Origin of the sequence: Mycobacterium sp. SMC-11 (genome assembly GCF_046250095.1) — a bacterium.
In the GTDB taxonomy this organism is placed as follows: domain Bacteria; phylum Actinomycetota; class Actinomycetes; order Mycobacteriales; family Mycobacteriaceae; genus Mycobacterium; species Mycobacterium heraklionense_A.
Genome location: NZ_CP176430.1, coordinates 24,319 through 41,046, shown reverse-complemented (window position 1 = coordinate 41,046; position 16,728 = coordinate 24,319). Strand labels below are relative to the sequence as shown.

18 protein-coding genes and 1 tRNA gene are annotated in these 16,728 nt (G+C 68.4%); 7 read left to right on the top strand and 12 right to left on the bottom strand.

Translation table 11 applies throughout. From position 1 onward, the window contains the following. Nucleotides 1-13 precede the first annotated feature (13 nt). From ACKY0X_RS00205 to ACKY0X_RS00195, 3 genes are all read right to left on the bottom strand, one after another. Nucleotides 14-1,321 (bottom strand): DUF4226 domain-containing protein, encoded by a 1,308-nt coding sequence (locus ACKY0X_RS00205; protein WP_409427832.1) that lies wholly within the window; start codon nt 1,319-1,321, stop codon nt 14-16. Nucleotides 1,322-1,444: 123 nt separating this feature from the next. Continuing rightward, nucleotides 1,445-2,278 (bottom strand): C40 family peptidase, encoded by an 834-nt coding sequence (locus ACKY0X_RS00200; RefSeq protein WP_409427831.1) that lies wholly within the window; start codon nt 2,276-2,278, stop codon nt 1,445-1,447. A gap of 2 nt (nt 2,279-2,280) precedes the next feature. Next, nucleotides 2,281-3,051, bottom strand: a complete 771-nt coding sequence (locus ACKY0X_RS00195) for a helix-turn-helix domain-containing protein (RefSeq protein ID WP_409427830.1) — start codon at nt 3,049-3,051, stop codon at nt 2,281-2,283. Between the two features lie 149 nt (nt 3,052-3,200). On the opposite strand from ACKY0X_RS00195, the gene ACKY0X_RS00190 reads away from it, so the two are divergent. After that, entirely contained in the window at nt 3,201-3,617 is a 417-nt protein-coding gene (locus tag ACKY0X_RS00190; protein WP_409427829.1) for a WhiB family transcriptional regulator, read from the top strand. A gap of 71 nt (nt 3,618-3,688) precedes the next feature. Beyond that, the gene (locus tag ACKY0X_RS00185; RefSeq protein ID WP_409427828.1) at nt 3,689-4,663 is read left to right on the top strand and encodes a pirin family protein; all 975 of its coding nucleotides are present in this window, start codon (nt 3,689-3,691) and stop codon (nt 4,661-4,663) included. A gap of 12 nt (nt 4,664-4,675) precedes the next feature. Here ACKY0X_RS00185 and ACKY0X_RS00180 read toward each other — a convergent pair whose 3' ends face one another. The 6 genes from ACKY0X_RS00180 to ACKY0X_RS00155 are packed head-to-tail and all read right to left on the bottom strand — an operon-like array spanning nt 4,676 to nt 11,490. Further along, nucleotides 4,676-5,746 carry a dihydrodipicolinate reductase gene (locus tag ACKY0X_RS00180; protein WP_409427827.1) on the bottom strand — a complete coding sequence of 357 codons (1,071 nt, stop codon included), beginning with the start codon at nt 5,744-5,746 and terminating at the stop codon, nt 4,676-4,678. Nucleotides 5,747-5,780: 34 nt separating this feature from the next. Then, nucleotides 5,781-6,806: a zinc-binding dehydrogenase gene (locus ACKY0X_RS00175; protein WP_409427826.1), complete on the bottom strand. Its 1,026-nt coding sequence runs from the start codon at nt 6,804-6,806 to the stop codon at nt 5,781-5,783. Between the two features lie 4 nt (nt 6,807-6,810). Then, nucleotides 6,811-7,596, bottom strand: a complete 786-nt coding sequence (locus tag ACKY0X_RS00170; RefSeq protein WP_409427825.1) for an SDR family NAD(P)-dependent oxidoreductase — start codon at nt 7,594-7,596, stop codon at nt 6,811-6,813. Further along, nucleotides 7,593-9,203, bottom strand: a complete 1,611-nt coding sequence (fadD1, locus tag ACKY0X_RS00165) for a fatty-acid--CoA ligase FadD1 (RefSeq protein ID WP_409427824.1) — start codon at nt 9,201-9,203, stop codon at nt 7,593-7,595. The genes ACKY0X_RS00170 and fadD1 overlap by 4 nt, the downstream gene beginning before the upstream one ends. An 8-nt stretch (nt 9,204-9,211) precedes the next feature. Next, the gene (locus ACKY0X_RS00160) at nt 9,212-10,129 is read right to left on the bottom strand and encodes an alpha/beta hydrolase (protein ID WP_065041326.1); all 918 of its coding nucleotides are present in this window, start codon (nt 10,127-10,129) and stop codon (nt 9,212-9,214) included. After that, on the bottom strand, nt 10,126-11,490 hold the full coding sequence (locus ACKY0X_RS00155) for a flavin-containing monooxygenase (RefSeq protein WP_409427823.1): 1,365 nt from the start codon (nt 11,488-11,490) through the stop codon (nt 10,126-10,128). Before ACKY0X_RS00155 ends, ACKY0X_RS00160 begins: the two co-directional genes overlap by 4 nt. Nucleotides 11,491-11,607: 117 nt before the next feature. On the opposite strand from ACKY0X_RS00155, the gene ACKY0X_RS00150 reads away from it, so the two are divergent. Together ACKY0X_RS00150 and ACKY0X_RS00145 are read left to right on the top strand one after the other, a co-directional pair. Next, nucleotides 11,608-12,249 (top strand): TetR/AcrR family transcriptional regulator, encoded by a 642-nt coding sequence (locus tag ACKY0X_RS00150; RefSeq protein WP_409427822.1) that lies wholly within the window; start codon nt 11,608-11,610, stop codon nt 12,247-12,249. Beyond that, nucleotides 12,246-13,088, top strand: coding sequence for an LLM class flavin-dependent oxidoreductase (locus ACKY0X_RS00145; RefSeq protein ID WP_409427821.1), 843 nt, complete (start codon nt 12,246-12,248; stop codon nt 13,086-13,088). Before ACKY0X_RS00150 ends, ACKY0X_RS00145 begins: the two co-directional genes overlap by 4 nt. Before the next feature lie 19 nt (nt 13,089-13,107). Here the strand turns inward: ACKY0X_RS00145 and ACKY0X_RS00140 are convergent, their stop codons facing one another. After that, the gene (locus ACKY0X_RS00140) at nt 13,108-13,593 is read right to left on the bottom strand and encodes a winged helix-turn-helix transcriptional regulator (protein WP_409427820.1); all 486 of its coding nucleotides are present in this window, start codon (nt 13,591-13,593) and stop codon (nt 13,108-13,110) included. A 95-nt stretch (nt 13,594-13,688) separates the two neighbouring features. On the opposite strand from ACKY0X_RS00140, the gene ACKY0X_RS00135 reads away from it, so the two are divergent. Both ACKY0X_RS00135 and ACKY0X_RS00130 read left to right on the top strand, forming a co-directional pair. Then, the gene (locus ACKY0X_RS00135) at nt 13,689-14,390 is read left to right on the top strand and encodes an SDR family oxidoreductase (protein WP_409427819.1); all 702 of its coding nucleotides are present in this window, start codon (nt 13,689-13,691) and stop codon (nt 14,388-14,390) included. 29 nt (nt 14,391-14,419) lie between these two features. Next, the gene (locus ACKY0X_RS00130) at nt 14,420-14,845 is read left to right on the top strand and encodes a tautomerase family protein (protein ID WP_409427818.1); all 426 of its coding nucleotides are present in this window, start codon (nt 14,420-14,422) and stop codon (nt 14,843-14,845) included. 11 nt (nt 14,846-14,856) lie between these two features. Here the strand turns inward: ACKY0X_RS00130 and ACKY0X_RS00125 are convergent, their stop codons facing one another. After that, nucleotides 14,857-15,804, bottom strand: a complete 948-nt coding sequence (locus ACKY0X_RS00125; protein WP_409427817.1) for a helix-turn-helix transcriptional regulator — start codon at nt 15,802-15,804, stop codon at nt 14,857-14,859. Between the two features lie 62 nt (nt 15,805-15,866). Here ACKY0X_RS00125 and ACKY0X_RS00120 point away from each other — a divergent pair, with 62 nt between their 5' ends. Then, a complete protein-coding gene (locus ACKY0X_RS00120) occupies nt 15,867-16,511 on the top strand; it encodes a TIGR03086 family metal-binding protein (RefSeq protein WP_409427816.1) in 645 nt (214 codons plus the stop codon). Between the two features lie 81 nt (nt 16,512-16,592). Here the strand turns inward: ACKY0X_RS00120 and ACKY0X_RS00115 are convergent. Beyond that, a tRNA-Leu gene (locus ACKY0X_RS00115) sits at nt 16,593-16,675 on the bottom strand. Between the last annotated feature and the right edge of the window lie 53 nt (nt 16,676-16,728).

The following is a 16,728-nucleotide window of genomic DNA, read 5'->3' as shown; positions in this document are numbered from 1 at the left end:
TCCACCTTCCTGGCTAATCGACGATGACGGTTGGCGCCGCCTTTTTCAAGCGCATGAGGCCGCCGAGCGCGGTCGCCGGCCTGGTCGCGACCGGCTCGGCGGGCGGCGCGGGCTCCTGGGCCAGGGACGGCGCGTGCTGCCAACCCAGGAATCCGGGACCGCGCAGGTTCTCGGCCAAATGGACCTGCCCGTCAAGTACCGCCTTGCCGGCGCCCACAGCGAGGGCATGGCGGTCGGTGAATACGCCGATGTCTCCGGGACGCAGGCTGGCCACATCAACCGCTGCCAGCACCGGTGTTCCGGGCGGTGGGACGTGGATCCCTTGGCTGCGGAATGCCTCCACGACCGACTGTCCATCGGCGACGGCCTGCATCGCCGCAGCCAGTTGTGGGTTGGTCACGGTCGTGGTCTCGCCGTCGGGCAGCCGCACAGTGACCGGCCCCCGCTCCCCCGGCGCCTGCTCCGACGTGTCGCCGTCGGCGTCGGCGTCGGCGTCGGCGTCGGCGTCATCGAGAGGCTTGTCCGCCGCCGCTTCCTCGGCCCCGTCGTCATCCTCGGCGGGCAAGTCGCCACTGCCCCATCCGGGCGTCGGCCCGTTGATCGGAAGTCCGGAAGGCATAGCGGCCGGCATGGCCCCGAAGCCCGGACCGTCGGAACCCATGCCCGGGAACATCGGCGTCGCCAACTGCGGCAGCCGTTGCGGTGCCTCCTGGTCGTCCGTCGCGGGCTCATCATCGGCCAGTACATCCGGATAGGGCTCGGTGTCCGGATCCACCGGGAGCGTCTGGTCGTCCGCGGCGGGCGTCGGCTCGTGGCGATCCGATGGCACGCCGAGGTACAGCCCCGCCAACGCGGTGGCGAGCGCCTCCTTGGAGGCGTCGTCATCGTTCGTCTCTTCGACCACCTTGATGATCTGCCCGAGTCTGCCGACCAAGAATCTCTGGAATTCGCGTGCGCCCGCGGCGGTACTCAGGTCCCAGGAACGTGCGGCGCCGGCAATCTCGGCCTCGAGGTCGTCGAGGCGGCGTCGGCCTTCCAGCGTGGTCTTGTGCGCGTGGCGCAGCGCTTCGATGATCTGCCGGTCGAAGTCCGCGGCCGTTGACAGTTGCTGCGCCAGAGCAGCTTCGGCCAGCTTCATGGATTGCGCCGCACGGCCGTGTTGTTGGTCACCGGTCGAGCCCAGGCGGCTTAGCACGTCGTCGTAGCCCGAGGGCGGCAACGGCAGCGTCAGGGCCGCCTGGGCCACGCGGGTAGCCTCGCCCGCGCCGCCGGCCCGTTCAATGCGGTCGATCGCATCGAGCACGTCGTCGCGGGTTGCCATCTGCTCAGCCCAACATCGCTGCGGTGGGCCGACGCTCGGGAGCTGACCGCTTCATGGCCGGTGACTGTACCGAGGCCCACCGATGCCGACAATTCACCCGAGCATCAGGTGGGGACAGTGCGATCACGGCACCGGCCGCCGGATCGCCACATGCGCGCCCAGCGGGCTGATCTGCACGGTTGCGCCGGCGTGCGGGGCTTCGATCACCCGGTTGCCGCCGATCGCCAGCTGAACATGCCCGGTGCTGGGGAAGACCAGGTCGCCGGGTCGAATCTGGGAGCGCGGCACCGGGATTCCTTCGTAGATCTGCGTGTAGGTGGTGCGCGACAGCGGTACGCCGGCCTGGCGATACGCCCACTGAGTCAGCCCCGAGCAATCGAATCGGTCGGGCCCGGTCGCACCCCAGACATAGGGTCTGCCGAGCCGCGACAGTGCGGCGCGGACCGCCAGCCCGCCCCGAGTGTTGGGCAGCCGCAACCGGTCCACGCCCACGGGCCTTCGCCGCGCTCCCCGGTATCGCAGCCGCCGCAACCTTGCGCGGTGGGCCCGCGCGCGATGCTGGGCCGACACCACGTGGGCGTGTTGGGCGCGCAGCCGGGCCACCCGCCGGCGCATCGCTTCCCGATGCGCAAGCGGCGTGCTCGGGGTGAGCGCCGAGTCGGCGCGGGCGGCGGCGACGACACCGTCGGTCTGCTGGCGTGCCCGGGCGTGGTCGGCGACGGCGGCGGCCAGCACCGTGGTGGCCAGCGCATCGGTACGCGCGCTGGCCAGCAACCGATCTCGCTGGGCAAGCACCGCCATCCGGTACCGGTCATGCCCGGAGCCGGTGTCGGCGTTGGCGTTGCGCTGCAACAACTCGGCGTAGTGATCCAGCGCGGACTCCAGTGACGCGGGCCGTGGTTTGCCCGCGAACAGCTCATTGGCACGTGTCAGTAGCTCCAACTCACCGTTGCTCACTGTTATCCCCCTTCGTCGCCACCATCTGTCGCGTCCATGGATCCGTCGGCGAAGGCACGGACTCGGGCCAGCGCGCCGGGCGGGATCACACCCCTGTTGCGGATGTCCCACATCTCTTCGGGGCCGACACCGATCAACGCCGCGATCACCGGTTCGGGCAGCGAAGACTTCGCACACGCCCGGTCGAAGCGAGCGGTCAGACTGCCGGGCATCCGTTGCAGCAGGTCAGTGCGGGTAGCCTCCAGGGCCTGCAGGTGCGCCATCAGTCGGGCAGCGTGATCGGCGCCCGCGTTGACCGCCACCCGCCACGAACTGGCCGCGAGCATCTCCGCCTTCACGCACTGCGTGATCACGGAAAGAATATACGTCTCGTATTCGTCTGATGCTTCCGACGGCAGTCTCGCGATCACCGAACGCAGCGCATCGAGCTGTGCCTCGGCGTATCCCTCCAGCACTTCGGTGTCGCTGTGCCGGTCGACGACGATGGCTCCGGCGGGACGCGCGGCGGGCGCCTGCGGCCCGGTCGCGGAGATCAACTGGGCCAGTTCGGCGTCGGCATCGTCGGCCACCAGGAGCCGAGAATAGGTGCCCGGCGGTAGGCCGAGCCCATTTTCAACCTTCTGAACTGTACCTTTGTGTGGCTTGCGGGCGCCACGCTCGAGGTAGCTCAATCCCATGATGCTGACCCCGGTGGCCGCCGCCAGGTCGGCCAGCGACCAGTCGCGCGCCTCCCGCAATGCCCGAATGGCCGCGCCCGCCGCTTCGCGGCTCATTGTTGCGCCCCGGCCATGGACGGATAGTACACAGCCTGGCCCTTCACTACTTACATATATGTTTTTATCAACTTCTGTTGCGTTCGTCGTATTCGATCGTATACGTTTCCATCTACGTTATCCGATCTGTTCGCGAGGAGGACCTACCGATGGCACCCCCCTGCTCCGCCAATCCCGAACTGTGGTTCGGCTACCCCGACGCCGACGGCGCCGACGGGGCCGCCAAGGCCCGGGCCTACGAACAGTCCTCCACCGAGGCTCGGTTGCAGTGCCTGCGACGCTGCCCACTCGCGCAGCAACGCCGGTGCGCGGCGCTCGCCGTGGAACGCGGCGAGGAGTACGGCGTGTGGGCCGGCGTGAAGCTTCCCGGCGGCCAGTACCGCAAGCGGGCCGAACTCGCGCAGGCGCACACGCTGTTGCGCGCCATCGCCGCCGGCGAGGTCAACACCCGCGAGCTGCCCGACAACCAGACGCTGTTGACCACTCACGAACGCGACCAGCTGCCGGTGACAGCGACGGTTTTTCACCTGCCGACCGGGCGGCTCGGCCCTCGGTCAGCGGCGTGACCTACGCCCGCCGACGGCATCAGTCGGTAGGATCGCCACAGCGGTATGGCGCGCGGCGCGGAGGTGGACAGTTGAGCAACCTGGAGACCACCTCGACTGAATTCGCCTGTGCGGCAACGCCCGAGAATCATGTCGAGGTACTGCAGCCCCGTGAGGTGCCCCTGGGCGGAGCGCGTGCCATCGGAGTCCGGCGCACCTTGCCGCAGCGCGCCCGCTCGCTGATCGGCGCCTGGTGCTTCGTCGACCACTACGGACCGCACGACGTCGCCGACGGTGGCATGGACGTGCCCCCACACCCACACACCGGGCTACAGACGGCGACCTGGCTGTTCAGCGGGCGAGTCGAGCACCGCGACAGCGGCGGCGTGCGGGCGCTGGTGCGCCCCGGTGAGTTGAACTTGATGACCGCCGGCGCGGGAATCTGCCACTCCGAGGTCTCGGTCGACCCACAGTCGGCCCCTGTCCTGCGGGGCGTGCAACTCTGGGTGGCCCTGCCCGACGCCGCCCGACACAGTGCCCGCGACTTCAACCATTTTGCGCCGGAACGGATTTCGCTACCGGGAGCATCGGCGTTGGTGTTCCTCGGCGAACTGGCAGGGTACCGCTCCCCCGTCGCCACCTTCACTCCCCTACTGGGCGCCCAGCTCGACCTGGATCCGCGCACAGAGCTGGCACTGGACGTCGATCCCGCATTCGAACACGGCGTGCTGTGCGACCAGGGTGCCGTCAGCCTGGGCGGCACGGGTCTGGATTTCGGTGCGCTGGGCTATCAAGGCCCCGGTCGCACGGTGCTGCCCCTGCGCAACACCGGCGACTCCCCCGCCCGAATCCTGGTGCTGGGCGGGCTGCCGTTCGGCGAGGAGTTGGTGCTGTGGTGGAACTTCATCGGCCGCAGCCACGACGAGATCGTTGAGTTCCGTCGCCGCTGGCAAGACGGCGACGAGCAGTTCGGCCAGGTCAGCGGCTATCAGGGCCGCCTGCAACGGCTGCCCGCCCCGCCTATGCCCCCGCTGCGGCTACGGCCGCGCCGGCCCCACAGCCGCTAGCCGATCCCGCTCTCAACGGATGGTGCCCGCACCCGGGATCAGCGGCAGGTCCAGTGCCGTGACCCAGCCCGGCGGAAGATCATTGACCGCGGGCACCGCATTCAGCGCACGCATCCCGGTGGCCAGGCAGCCGGCCGTCGCCGCGTCGCGACCCGAACCATCGGTGAAGTGGAACGACGTCTCCTGCGAAATACTCGGCGTCCCTTCGATATCGACGCGGTAGACGTCGTCCTGGGTGCCCGCCGGCCAGTCCGGTGCGGCGTCTCGACCGATCCGGTTAACGTGCTCGAGTTGGATCCGGGTCTCGCCGCGGTAGATGCCGTTGATGGTGAACCGCACCGCCGCGACCTGGCCCGGCGCGATCACCCCCTTGGCGGTCGTGCGCTCGTTCGGCGTCACCCAGGTGTCCCAGGTGGTGGTGATCTCGTCCAGCTCGATCCCGGCGGCGTGGGCGATCATCGGCACGGTGCCACCCCAGGCGAAGATCAGTACCTCGGGGATCTTGAGCACGGGCTGGAAGTCGGGGTCCCGGCCGATGCCCATCTCGTTCTCATAGTCACCGGTGTAGTTGGTGTAGTCCAGCAGCTCCGAGGCCCGCACCTTGCGCACCTCGGCGCAGACCCCCATCAGGGTCATCGGGAACAAGTCGTTGGCGAAACCGGGGTCGATGCCGGTGGTGAAACACGATGCTCCGCCGTCCTCGCAGGCTTGAGTGATCGGCGCCAGCAAATCCGGCGGATTGAGCTTGAGGCCGGGCCATACCCACGGCGTCATCGCGGTGGAGCAGACGTCGATCCCGGCACGCAGGAACCGTGACATCAACGCGATGTTGTCGCCCGCGCGCGCGGCGGTCGGGCCGTAGTGCACCAGTGCGTCGGGCGCCAAGGCGATCAAAGCGTCGATGTCGTCGGTGGCGGTGACGCCGACGGGTGGTATCCCGCAGATCTCCCCGACATCGCGGCCCACCTTGGCGGGATCGCTGACGCCGACGCCGACGAGCTCGAACCGCGGATGTCTGACGATCTCGGGGATGACCAACTTGCCGACAAACCCGGTGCCCCAGACGACGATCCGCTTAACCATCTGACATCCTCTCGTCCCCCGGCGTCGCTTCAGGCTACGGCGTGAGCAGTACCTTCACCACGTCTCCGGATCGGGCCGCCACGGCGCGATAGGCGTCGGCGGCGTCGTCCAAGGCCATCTCGGTGGTGAAGATCCCGTCCACCGACAGCCGCCCGGATTGCAGCAGCGGCACCAGCTGCGGCCACGTCTGTTGTACCGGTGCGGTGGTCATTCGCAGGGTGACACTGCGCAGCAGAGCCGGCAAGGCCGGGAACGGGAAGGGCTGCAGGTCATGTACGCCGACCACCGAGACTGTCCCACCGGGCCGTACCGCCGTCAGCGCGTCGGACATGGTGGTGTCCGAGCCGACGGCGTCGATCACCGCATCCACACCGCGCCCGTCGCTGAGTTCCATGGCCGCGGCCGTGGTCGACGGCTCCGCCGGTGTCACTCCCATCAGGGCCGCCCGTTCCCGACGCTCACGCACCGGGTCGATACCGAGAACCGTTGCCGCACCGAGGAACAACGCACTGCGGGCCGCGCACAGGCCTACCGCCCCCAGTCCGATCACCGCCACCGTGCCGCCGACCGGGATATCGGCGCGCAGCGCGGCGGCCCAACCGGTGGCGAGGTTGTCGGTGAGCAACAGAGCTTCGGCGTCAACAATCCCCTCGGGAATGCGGGCGAGCTGAAAGTCGGCGCCCGGCACGGCAAGCAGCTCCGACTGAGCCCCACCCAGCAGGCCTGATCCAAAGATCTGCGGGCCCGAATGACACCGAATGGGATCGAGGGTCCCGCAACCGGCGCAGTGCCCGCAGCCCGCGACCGACGACACCATGACGCGGTCTCCGACCCGCACGGAGTTCACCTGCGAGCCGACGTCCACAACCGTGCCGATCGCCTCGTGGCCCAGCGGAACTGGATCGGCAATCGGGTAATCACCCTCGTAGAAGTGCAGATCGGAACCGCAGATCGCGGTCGCGGTCACCTCGACGACGGCGCCATCGACTCCGGGCAGCTCGGGATCGGGGCGAGTGTCGACTCGGATCGATCCGGGCCCGTCGATTACGACACTGCGCATGGCTTCATCCTTCAAATCCTGTGGCTAAGGCTTGTACTTTGCCGAGCACGTCCGGGTAGCGCTTCAGATGTGCGCCGCCGTTGACGTCAAAGGCCGATCCGGTGATCCAGCCGGCGCGTTCCGAGGTCAAGAACTCCACGGTCTGGGCGATGTCGTCGGGGATGCCGGAGCGCCCCAGCGGAGTGTTCTCGATGTACTCGTCGGTGAGCCCGGGCACCATCGCCAGACCGGCGACCAGGGGAGTGTCCACCAGACCGGGGGAGACCGCGTTGACCCGGATGCCGCGCGGGCCCAGCTCCAGGGCGGCCACCTGGACCAGCATCAGCACTCCGGCCTTGGCGCTGCAGTACGCGGCCATCGTGGTGCCGGGCTGACGCCCGTTGAGCGAGGAGATCGCGACCACGCTGCCGCCGTCTTCGAGATTGCGGGCCGCATGTTTGATCACCAGCATGGTGCCGGTGAGGCAGACATCGATGGTGGTCTGCCAACCCGAGAGCTCGATGTCGGCGATCGGGCCGATGATCGACAGGCCGGCGCAACTGACCACCGTGCGGAGCGGTCCGACTTCGCGGGCGACCGCGAATGCCGCTGCGACGCTGGCCTCGTCGGTCACGTCCGCGACGACGGGGGTGGCCATACCGGCGAGTTCGGCGGCCCGGGCACGTGCGGCCTCTTCGTTGATGTCGGCGATCACCACATGGTCGCCACGCGCGACCAGGGCGTGCGCGGTGGCTAACCCGATCCCGGAAGCGCCGCCCACGATCAGGGCCACGGGCTTTTGAGCCGTCATCGTCCCGCTCCCGTCGTCGTGGTGGTTCGGTAGGTGCGCTCCCGTTCGGGACGCTCCCACAGGTTGTCTAGACCGACGTCGGTACCGTCGGCGACCAACACGCGTTTGAGGATCTTGTTGGTTGCCGTCGCGGGCAGCTCCGCGGTCAGCCGGACATAGCGCGGCCAGGCCTTGGGGGAGAGGTCCTCTTGAGCGGCAAGGAAATCAGCGAACTCTTCCTCGGCCAGCAGAGCGCTGTCGCGCAACACCAACGCGGCCATCACCTGATCGCCGACATTACCGTCCGGCACGGCGTACACCGCGGCCTGGTTGATGTCGGGGTGGCGCATCAGGATCCGCTCGATCGGCGCCGCCGCCAGGTTCTCGCCGTCCACCCGCATCCAGTCGGCGGTGCGCCCGGCCAAATAGATCCAGCCGTCGGCGTCGGCGTAGGCAAGGTCGCCTGACCAATACATGCCGTCGCGCATCCGGTCTGCGGTGGCCTGCTCGTTGTTGTAGTAGCCCGAGAAGAAACCCGATCCGGCGGTGTTGACCAGTTCGCCGATCGCCTCGTCGGCGTTGATCAGCGCACCGTGCTCGTCGAAGACCGCCGGCGGGCACTCGCGGACGGGATCGCTCTTATAGATGGCGACGCCGGGGAATCCGCGTCCCACCGAACCGGGCGGGGTGCCTTCATCCCGGGTGATGGTGACGGCATTCTCGGTGGAGCCGAAGGCGTCGACCACGTGGACACCGAACCGGCGGGCGAACTCGCCGATGTCGCGTTCGGAGGCCTCGTTGCCGAAGGCGATCCGGAGCGGGTTGTCGGCGTCATCGGGCCGCTCGGGATGCGCCAGTAGGTAGGCGAACGGTTTACCGACGTAGTTCATATACGTGCCACCGTAGGCGCGGATGTCGGCCAAGAACCGCGAAGCCGAGAATTTCGCCGGCGCCATCGCCGCACCGGCGGCCACCGCCGGACCGAAGCCGGCCGCGATCGCATTCGAATGGAACAACGGCATGGACAGGTAGACGACGTCGTCGGCGCCCAACTCGAATCGCTCGGTGAGGCTCTGCCCGGCGACCAGCACCATGAAATGGCTGACCAGAACGGCTTTCGGGTCCCCACTGGTGCCCGAGGTGAAGATCAGCATGAATGGGTCCAGCGGCCCGACCTGCCGATGCGGCTGCAGTACCCCGGCCTCAGCGCACTCGCTGGCCCAGGCCGGGTCGTCGACGTCGATGATCGTGACGCCGGGCAGTTCCATGCCCTGTAGCAGCGCGCGATGTTCGGCGTCGACGAGCAGGATCTGCACATCGGCGGTGCGCAGATCCCCGGCGAGCGCCGATCCGCGGCGGGTGTCGTTGACCCCGCACAGGACGTAGCCTCCCAGCCCGGCGGCGGCGAGCGCGGTGAGCATCGCGGGGGTGTTGCCCAGCAGGGCGCCCACGTGCAGCGGCCGGCCGGTGTCGGCGCGCGCGAGCACCGCGGCCCCGTGGCGGGCCGCCCGGACGAGGTACTCCCGCCAGGACCAGCGGATCTGCCCGCCGTCGCCGTCGTTGTAGAGCACCGCCAGACCGGTATCACCGATGCGTTCGGCGAGCAGCTGCTGCATGGTCTCCGCCATCAGACCTCCTAACCCGTGACCGTAGCGGTCGCACCGGCCAGATGCCGGGCCAGAAACGCGATCTGGTGCTCGACGACGTGATCGAACCAGTCGCCACCGGCGAAGACGTCGAAGTGATCGCAGGGGTAGTGCCGCACTTCGGCGCGCGCGGCGAAGGCCGCTTTGGCGGCGGCCTGCGGGGGAGCCCCGCGGTCGAAATCGGCTATCTGCACCAGGATCGGGCAGGCGATGGCCTCGGCGTGCTTGGCCGCCGGACGGTAGCCGCCGAGCTGCACACCGACCTGGGCATCGATCTCGTTGCGCCAGGTCGGACCGGCCATCGCGGTGTAGGCCGCGTGGTAGCCGTCGGCGGTCAGGGTGGCCAGCTCCCCGGGCAGGCCCACCAGGGGGATGGTCGCGGGCGGCCCGCCGAAGCGTTGCGCCAGCGCACTGCGCCAGCCCGTTGCCGTCGAGCGCAGCATCGCTGCCGGGCGATGGTGCGGCAGTGCCGCGACCGCGGCGGCCGGTCCGCTGACCAGTGGTGTCAGCGCGATGGCGGCGGCGACGCCGGGCGTGGTGGCGGCCACCTCGAACACATGCCCGCCGCCCAGCGACACTCCCCACACCACGATCCGGCGAGGATCGACACCGGGCTGCTCAGCCGCGGCCGAGCATGCCGAGCGGAAGTCGTCGACCTGTTCTTGCATGGAGATCCGTTGGCGCGGTTGTGCTTCTGAGGCACCGAAATACCGGTAGTCGAAGGCAAAGGCGGCGAAACCGGCTTCGCTGAGTCGTTCGGCGAACGGGATCAGACCGGAGTCGACGGTGCCGCCCAACCCGTGGCCGAGCACCACGACCGGGGCGCCGTCGCCGTCGTATTGCGCCGCCGGGAAGAACTGCCCGACACACGTGGCGCCGCCACTGCCGAATCGGATGGTCGCGCTCATGCGGATGCCTCCATCTCGCGCACGCCGGCCCATCCGGGCACGCCGAGTTCGGCGGCGCGTCGGGTACCGCGCGGGATCTCCGCGGTGCGCATGTCGTGTTCGTAAAGGAAGTAGTCGAGTTGCTGGGTGTGGCGCGGGGTGTCGAGCATGTGGCCGGTGTACTTGCGCCGGTCCGCCTCGATCACCCGGCGCATTTCGGCGACCGACGGCAGCCGGTAGCGGCCGGCCGCGTAGGCGCCGATGAGGCGGGCCTGGGATTCGACGAACGGGAACAGCGTCGGGGTGGCTTGGGCGAATCCGGCGAACACCAAGTCGTCGATGCCCGGATAGAACATCCGCTTGTACAGGTCGATTCGATTGCCCGGTGCGCTGATGAACTCCGGGTCAAAGAACGGGAAGGTGATGTTGTAGCCGGTGGCGTAGATGATGACGTCGAATTGGCCGCTGGTGCCGTCGGTGAAGTGGACGGTATCGCCGTCGAGCCGGCTGATGTTGGGTTTGGGGATGACGTCGCCGGACCCCAGGCGCAGCGGCAGTTCCACCGATTGGGTGGGATGCGCTTCGAAGAACTTGTGGTTGGGGGTGGGCAGCCCGAGGTCCTCGGGGCGTCCGGCGATGATCGGCTGCGCCCATTGAGCGACCTTGCGCTGCCAGGAGAACGGCAGATACGGGCTGGTCCGGAAGTACTTGTCGGCGGGCTTGCCGGCCAGATACTTCGGCACGATCCACGCGCCCGAGCGGGTGGACAAAGTCAGCTCATTGTCCAGCGCCTTGGACGACAGTTCGACGGCGATATCGGCGGCACTGTTACCCAGGCCGACCACGAGGATCCGCTTTCCGCTGAAGTCCAGCGGCGTCTTGGGGTCGATGTAGTGGTGCGCATGCAACGTCTCGCCGCTGAATTCGCCCGGGAAGTCCGGTAGGCGTGGATCCCAGTGGTGCCCGTTGGCGACGATCAACAGGTCGAATCGGCGGCGTCCGCCGCCGGCCAATTCCAGCTCCCAACCGCCGCCGGGCAGCCGCTGGGCGTGGGTGACCTCGGTGTCGAACTCGATGTTGCGTTTGAGCTCGAACGCCGCCGCGTAGGACTCGAGGTACTCCTTGACCAGGGTGTGGTGCAGAAAGTCGGGGTAGTGCTCGGGCATGGGGAAGTCGCGGAACGACAGCTGATGCTTGGAGGTGTCGATGTGCAGCGACCGGTAGGCGCTGGAATGTCCGTTCGGGTTGCCGAAGGCCCAGTTGCCGCCGATGCGGTCGGAGGATTCGAAGCAGCTGTAGTCAACCGCGTAGTCGCTCAGCATCTTTCCGGCGGTCAGGCCGCTGATGCCGGCACCGATGATCGCGGTGCGGGGTGTGGGCATGGGGAACCTTCCGAGATCCGAGGTAGACAGGTTTGCAGAAGTGTCTACGTGACGCGTCGCAATAGTACACAGATCTGCAGATGTGTCTACCCCCTTGCTAGGCTTACCGACCAGGAGGTGGCCGTGAACGCAGCGTCAGCGTCACCCGCGTCCCCGTCCACAACGGATCGGCTTCTCGATGCAACCGAGAAACTATTGGCCGACAAGGGGATTCGGGCAACGACGATGATCGACGTCGCCCAGGCGGCGGGGGTGTCCCGGGCCTGGCTGTACCGGAATTTTCCGGATAAGCCGACGCTGGTCGGCGCGGCGATCATTCGGCTGATCGAAACCAGCTGGGCGCAGACCCGCGCCGAGCTGTCGACGCTCACCGGCTTCGAGGACCAGCTGGTGGCCGGCGTCCAGATCGGCCGACGCGCCTACGACGATCCCGGCACGCTGCTGATGCGGCTGCGCACCGCCGAACCCGAGGAGTTCACCGCGTGTGCCGGAACCGGGGTTCGCGGCTTGGTTCCCGATCTCGCGGGGTTCTGGCTTCCGTTCCTGGCGTCCGCGGCCGCCAGCGGCGACATTCACCCCGACACCGATCTACCCGAGGCCAGTGAATGGATCGCTCGGGTGATGATCAGTTTCGGCAGTGTCCCGGGAAACCACATGGACCCCGACGATCCCGCGGCGGTGCGGCAGCATCTGCGCCGCTACGTTCTACCGGCGTTGCGACAAGCGCCGACGCCCGCAACACCGCAGGGGAAGCGATGACCGAGTGGTTCTTGTACCTGCCGCAGACCAGACTCGGCCTCGACGACCTGGTGACGCGCGCACGGGCGGCAGAGGCGTCGGGTTTCGACGGTGTCGCGTTCCTGGACCACCTGGACACCCCGATGGCACCCACCGCGCCGCTGTGGGAGGCGATGACCGTGGCCACCTGGGTCGCCGCCCACACGCAGCGGATCAAGGTCGGCCACGTGGTGTTGTGCGACGGGTTTCGCCATCCCGCCGTGCTGGCCAAGCAGGCGACCACGTTGGCCGAGGCCTCTGGCGGACGCTTCGAGCTGGGGCTGGGTTCTGGCTCGATGCCCGATGAGTTGATCAAGTACGGCATCACCACCGCCGGTCCGCGGCAGCGCGTCGCCGCGCTGGGGGAGACGCTGGCGCTGTTGGGTGAGTACTGGAGCACCGAGGGGGAGCGGGCGCAGACTCCCGCTCCGACCCAGCCGATCCCGCTGGTGCTCGGCGGGGTGGGCCCCCGCATGCTGGAGCTGGTTCGCCGGTACGCCGATTGGTGGAACCTGCCGGCGACGCATGTGCACAAGTTGCCCGAGTTGCTGCCCTCGATCGGTTCCGCGCGCGCCTCGGTGCAGCAGATGGTCGGCTTCGCCCGACGCGACCAAGACGTGGCGGCGGTCTCGGAGACGGCGCAGCGGCGATACGGCCGGCTGGGATCGGGTCTGGTGTGCGGCGACGCCGCAACACTGGCCGAGCATTTCGATCGGCTCGAAGACCAAGGGGCACAGCGGTTCTATGTGTGGTTCGCTGATTTCGCGCCACCGGAGTCGATTGTCGAATTCGCCGAGACCGTGATCCGGGCGGGTGGCTGAGCCGTCGCTCGGCGGCGGGTCAGCGTGATCGACGCGGTGCGTTCCAGCGGATCTCGATGTCGTCGGCGGCGGTCATCGGCCCCTCCAGATCGTCAGTGACGCGAACGCCCACCCGCCGCTGGGTAGTCGCATCGACGAAGCTCAACGGCGGCGCCCCGTCCTGCAGGTACTTGTCTCCCCATTGCATCAGCGCCAGAAAGACCGGCAACAGGTCTTCGCCGGCCGGCGTCAGCCGATACTCGTCTCGGGCCCGCTGGCCGGCCTCCTGGTAGGGGACCCGCGTGATGATCCCGGCGGCCTCGAGTTGCTTGAGCGCCCGCGACACCGCCGGCGCCGAGGCGCCGATGCGTGCCACGAAGTCCTCGAATCGACTGGTGCCGTAGAAGCATTCCCGCACCACCAGGAACGCCGTCTTGGTACTGAGCACATCGAGCAGTCGTGCCACCGAACAGGCGTCGCCGGTGGACCAGCGCGTTCGGTCGCGCAACCGGGGTTCGAACTCCATGTGGTCCAGCTTACGTGACTAACACTTGCGTTATCCAGCTTGCCGTGCTTTGCTCTTACTAACGCAGTCGTTAGTCAGCAAGAGAGGGTCCGGAAATGGTTGCAGTACAGGGAAAGGTCGCGGTGGTCACCGGCGGACGGCGCGGACTGGGCGCAGCCCTGGTCGACGAGCTCTTGGCGCGCGGAGCCCGCAAGGTCTACTCGACCGCACGCACCGCATTCACCGATGAGCGCCCGCAGGTGGTGCCACTGGCGCTGGAGGTCGGGTCGCCCGAGTCGGTGGCGGCCCTGGCCGAGGCGGCCGGCGATGCCGAGCTCGTGTTCAACAACGCGGGCGTGCTGCTGCCCGACGCACTGCTGACCGGCTCCTTCGAGCGCATCAGCGAAACCTTCGACGTCAACGTGTTCGGGCCGCTGCGCCTGGCGCGGGCGTTCGCGCCGATCCTGGCGGCCAACGGGGGAGGGGCGCTGGTCAACATGCACTCGGTGCTGTCCTGGATGGCCGGCTACGGCGCCTACGGTGCGTCCAAAGCCGCCGCCTGGTCGGTGACCAACTCGCTGCGCATCGAACTGGCGGCGCAGCACACGCAGGTGGTCGGCATCCACGCCGGCTTGATCGACACCGACATGGTCTCCGCTCTGGACGCCCCCAAGGTGACGCCGGGCGAGGTGGCGCGGCGCATCCTCGACGGCGTCGAGTCCGGTGCCGTCGAGGTGCTCGCCGACGACATCAGCGGGAGCGTCAAGGCCGCACTGTCCGGTCCGGTCGAGAACCTGTCGGGCGACCTGACGCACTGAGCGCACTCAATCAACCAAGGAGTACCGCCATGCCGCTGTGGACAATTCACCACACCCCGGGCATCTTCAATGCTGAGCAGAAGCGCGAGCTGGCCGCCCGCATCACCGAGCACTACGCGAGTGCCGGGCTGCCGCGCTTCTATGTGGTCACCCTCTTCCAGGAGACCGCGCCGGAGGACTTCTACGTCGGTGGGGAGCCGACGCAAGTGGGCATTCGCGTCGTCATCGACCACATCGCCCGGCACGCCCACGACACCGAAGGCCGCCGGCGGATCGCCGATTGGATCAACGGGATTTTGGCGCCGACGCTGGATCGGCATCCGGGCGTGCACTCGGAGTTCCACGTCGATGAAACCAGCGAGGAACTGTGGATGATCAACGGGCTGGTTCCGCCGCCGGGGGGATCGGATGCCGAGAAGCGCTGGGCCAAGGAGAACGTCGTCTCGGCGTATTAGGGGGGCGGCACTCAGCGGTACCGCGCTGCCAGCGCGGCACCGATGGCGGCCAGATGATCACGCACGCCCTGCGGACCGGTCACCTCGAGCCATTCGATGAGCCCGGCGAGCTGGCCGGCGAGGGCGTATTCACTGTGGCCTCGAATCACCACCTCGATCCGGCCGTCGGACGCGGAACCGCCCACCTCCAGGCGGCCCCCGAGCACTCCCCGGAGCAGGCCAAGCCCGTCGGGAACACACAGCGCCTGGATTTCGAGCGGGGCGCGCTTGCGGTCGACCTCATCGGCGATCTCACGCCAGCTCTGCGCAAGGTCGAAACCCCGGGGCCGCCGCACGGGGTCTTCGGTCAACACAACCGACGAAACCCGGTCGATCCGGAAGGTCCGTCGACCGGCCTCCGTGTGGGAGACCAGATACCACGCGGGGCCCTTGGCGACGATGCCCAGGGGGTGAACGGTTCGCTCGGTCACGGCGCCTTTGCTGTCTGTGTAGCCAAGCCAGACCTGCACTCCGCTGATCACCGCCTCTTGCAGCGCGTCGAGAAACCGCGGTGGCCGCGGCGCGACCTGGGTGGCGCCCCAGAGCCGTGGATCGACGACCACGGACGCCGCGGCGGCCTCCGCCTGCGCCCGGAACGGCTCGGGCAACGCGCGGACGAGCTTGCGCAGCGCGGCCTTGACGTCCGGCGTGGCCGTCGACGCGGGTCCGGCCACGAGAAACAGGGCGCGAGCCTCGCTTGCGGTCAGCCCCGAGAGGTCGGTCCGAGCGCCGCCCAGCAGACGCCACCCGCCCCCTCGCCCCTGCACCGAGTACACCGGGATCCCGGCGACACTGAGCGCTTCGAGGTCGCGGCGGGCGGTGCGCTCGGACACCTCAAGCTCCCGGGCGACCTCCAGCGCGGTTACCTGCTTGCGCTGCTGCAGCAGCAGCAGGGTGGCCACCAGCCGGTCAGCTCGCATCCCAGCAGATTCCCACACAAACTGGCCAATAGATGTCCGGTTATGGTCGCAACCATGGCGCCATGACCACACCGACCAGTTCCCCAGCAGCCCCTCTGACCGACCCGCGGCCCCTCCTCGACCGTGCCGTTGCCACCGCCGGCGCCGTTATCGCCGGCGTCCGCTCCGGCCAGTTCGCACACCTGACGCCCTGCACGGAGATGAACGTGCAGACCATGCTGGCTCACCTGGTCGGCGTTCTTAACCGCATTGCCGCGCTCGGCAACGGCGAGGACCCCTTCGCCGTCGCCGAACCACAGGTCTCCGACGACCGCTGGGCCGACGCGTGGCAGGAGTCCGGCAGACGCGCCGCCGACGCCTGGGGCGATGACGCCGTCCTCCAACAGCCCATGGCGCTGCCGTGGATCCAGGGCAGCGGCGCCGACGTCTTGGCGTCCTACCTCTCCGAGATCACGGTCCACACCTGGGACCTCGCAGCGGCCACCGGTCAGCAGCCTGACTGGGACGACACAGTGATCGCCGCCGCGTTGCAGTCGGCACATCGGATCTTGCCGGCCGAGAACCGCCGGGCGCTCTACGAGCAGATCTCGGCCGCGATGGGGCTGGACGAGGTGGCCATGCCGTTCGCCGAAGCTGTTCCCGTCCCCGACGACGCCCCCGCCATTGACCGGCTCATCGCCTGGAACGGCCGCGACCCGCTCTGGTGACCGGAGAGAATCCATCGCGTCCGCCATATGGCTCAACGAAACAGAAAACCCCGGCCATACCGGCCGGGGTTTTCCACATTGTGGGCGAAGGGGGACTTGAACCCCCACGTCCCGAAGGACACTGGCACCTGAAGCCAGCGCGTCTGCCATTCCGCCACTCGCCCGAGCAACCGGGGGAGCGTATCACGGGTCCCCCGCCCCCTTAAAAATCGGCTCC

What these genes read in the sequence shown, in the direction of transcription:
- ACKY0X_RS00205 (WP_409427832.1), bottom strand. Translation starts at nt 1,321, where the DNA reads ATGGCAACCCGCGACGACGTGCTCGATGCGATCGACCGCATTGAACGG.
- ACKY0X_RS00195 (WP_409427830.1), bottom strand. Translation starts at nt 3,051, where the DNA reads ATGAGCCGCGAAGCGGCGGGCGCGGCCATTCGGGCATTGCGGGAGGCG.
- ACKY0X_RS00190 (WP_409427829.1), top strand. Translation starts at nt 3,201, where the DNA reads ATGGCACCCCCCTGCTCCGCCAATCCCGAACTGTGGTTCGGCTACCCC.
- ACKY0X_RS00180 (WP_409427827.1), bottom strand. Translation starts at nt 5,746, where the DNA reads ATGGTTAAGCGGATCGTCGTCTGGGGCACCGGGTTTGTCGGCAAGTTG.
- ACKY0X_RS00175 (WP_409427826.1), bottom strand. Translation starts at nt 6,806, where the DNA reads ATGCGCAGTGTCGTAATCGACGGGCCCGGATCGATCCGAGTCGACACT.
- ACKY0X_RS00170 (WP_409427825.1), bottom strand. Translation starts at nt 7,596, where the DNA reads ATGACGGCTCAAAAGCCCGTGGCCCTGATCGTGGGCGGCGCTTCCGGG.
- fadD1 (WP_409427824.1), bottom strand. Translation starts at nt 9,203, where the DNA reads ATGGCGGAGACCATGCAGCAGCTGCTCGCCGAACGCATCGGTGATACC.
- ACKY0X_RS00160 (WP_065041326.1), bottom strand. Translation starts at nt 10,129, where the DNA reads ATGAGCGCGACCATCCGATTCGGCAGTGGCGGCGCCACGTGTGTCGGG.
- ACKY0X_RS00155 (WP_409427823.1), bottom strand. Translation starts at nt 11,490, where the DNA reads ATGCCCACACCCCGCACCGCGATCATCGGTGCCGGCATCAGCGGCCTG.
- ACKY0X_RS00145 (WP_409427821.1), top strand. Translation starts at nt 12,246, where the DNA reads ATGACCGAGTGGTTCTTGTACCTGCCGCAGACCAGACTCGGCCTCGAC.
- ACKY0X_RS00140 (WP_409427820.1), bottom strand. Translation starts at nt 13,593, where the DNA reads ATGGAGTTCGAACCCCGGTTGCGCGACCGAACGCGCTGGTCCACCGGC.
- ACKY0X_RS00135 (WP_409427819.1), top strand. Translation starts at nt 13,689, where the DNA reads ATGGTTGCAGTACAGGGAAAGGTCGCGGTGGTCACCGGCGGACGGCGC.
- ACKY0X_RS00130 (WP_409427818.1), top strand. Translation starts at nt 14,420, where the DNA reads ATGCCGCTGTGGACAATTCACCACACCCCGGGCATCTTCAATGCTGAG.
- ACKY0X_RS00125 (WP_409427817.1), bottom strand. Translation starts at nt 15,804, where the DNA reads ATGCGAGCTGACCGGCTGGTGGCCACCCTGCTGCTGCTGCAGCAGCGC.
- ACKY0X_RS00120 (WP_409427816.1), top strand. Translation starts at nt 15,867, where the DNA reads ATGACCACACCGACCAGTTCCCCAGCAGCCCCTCTGACCGACCCGCGG.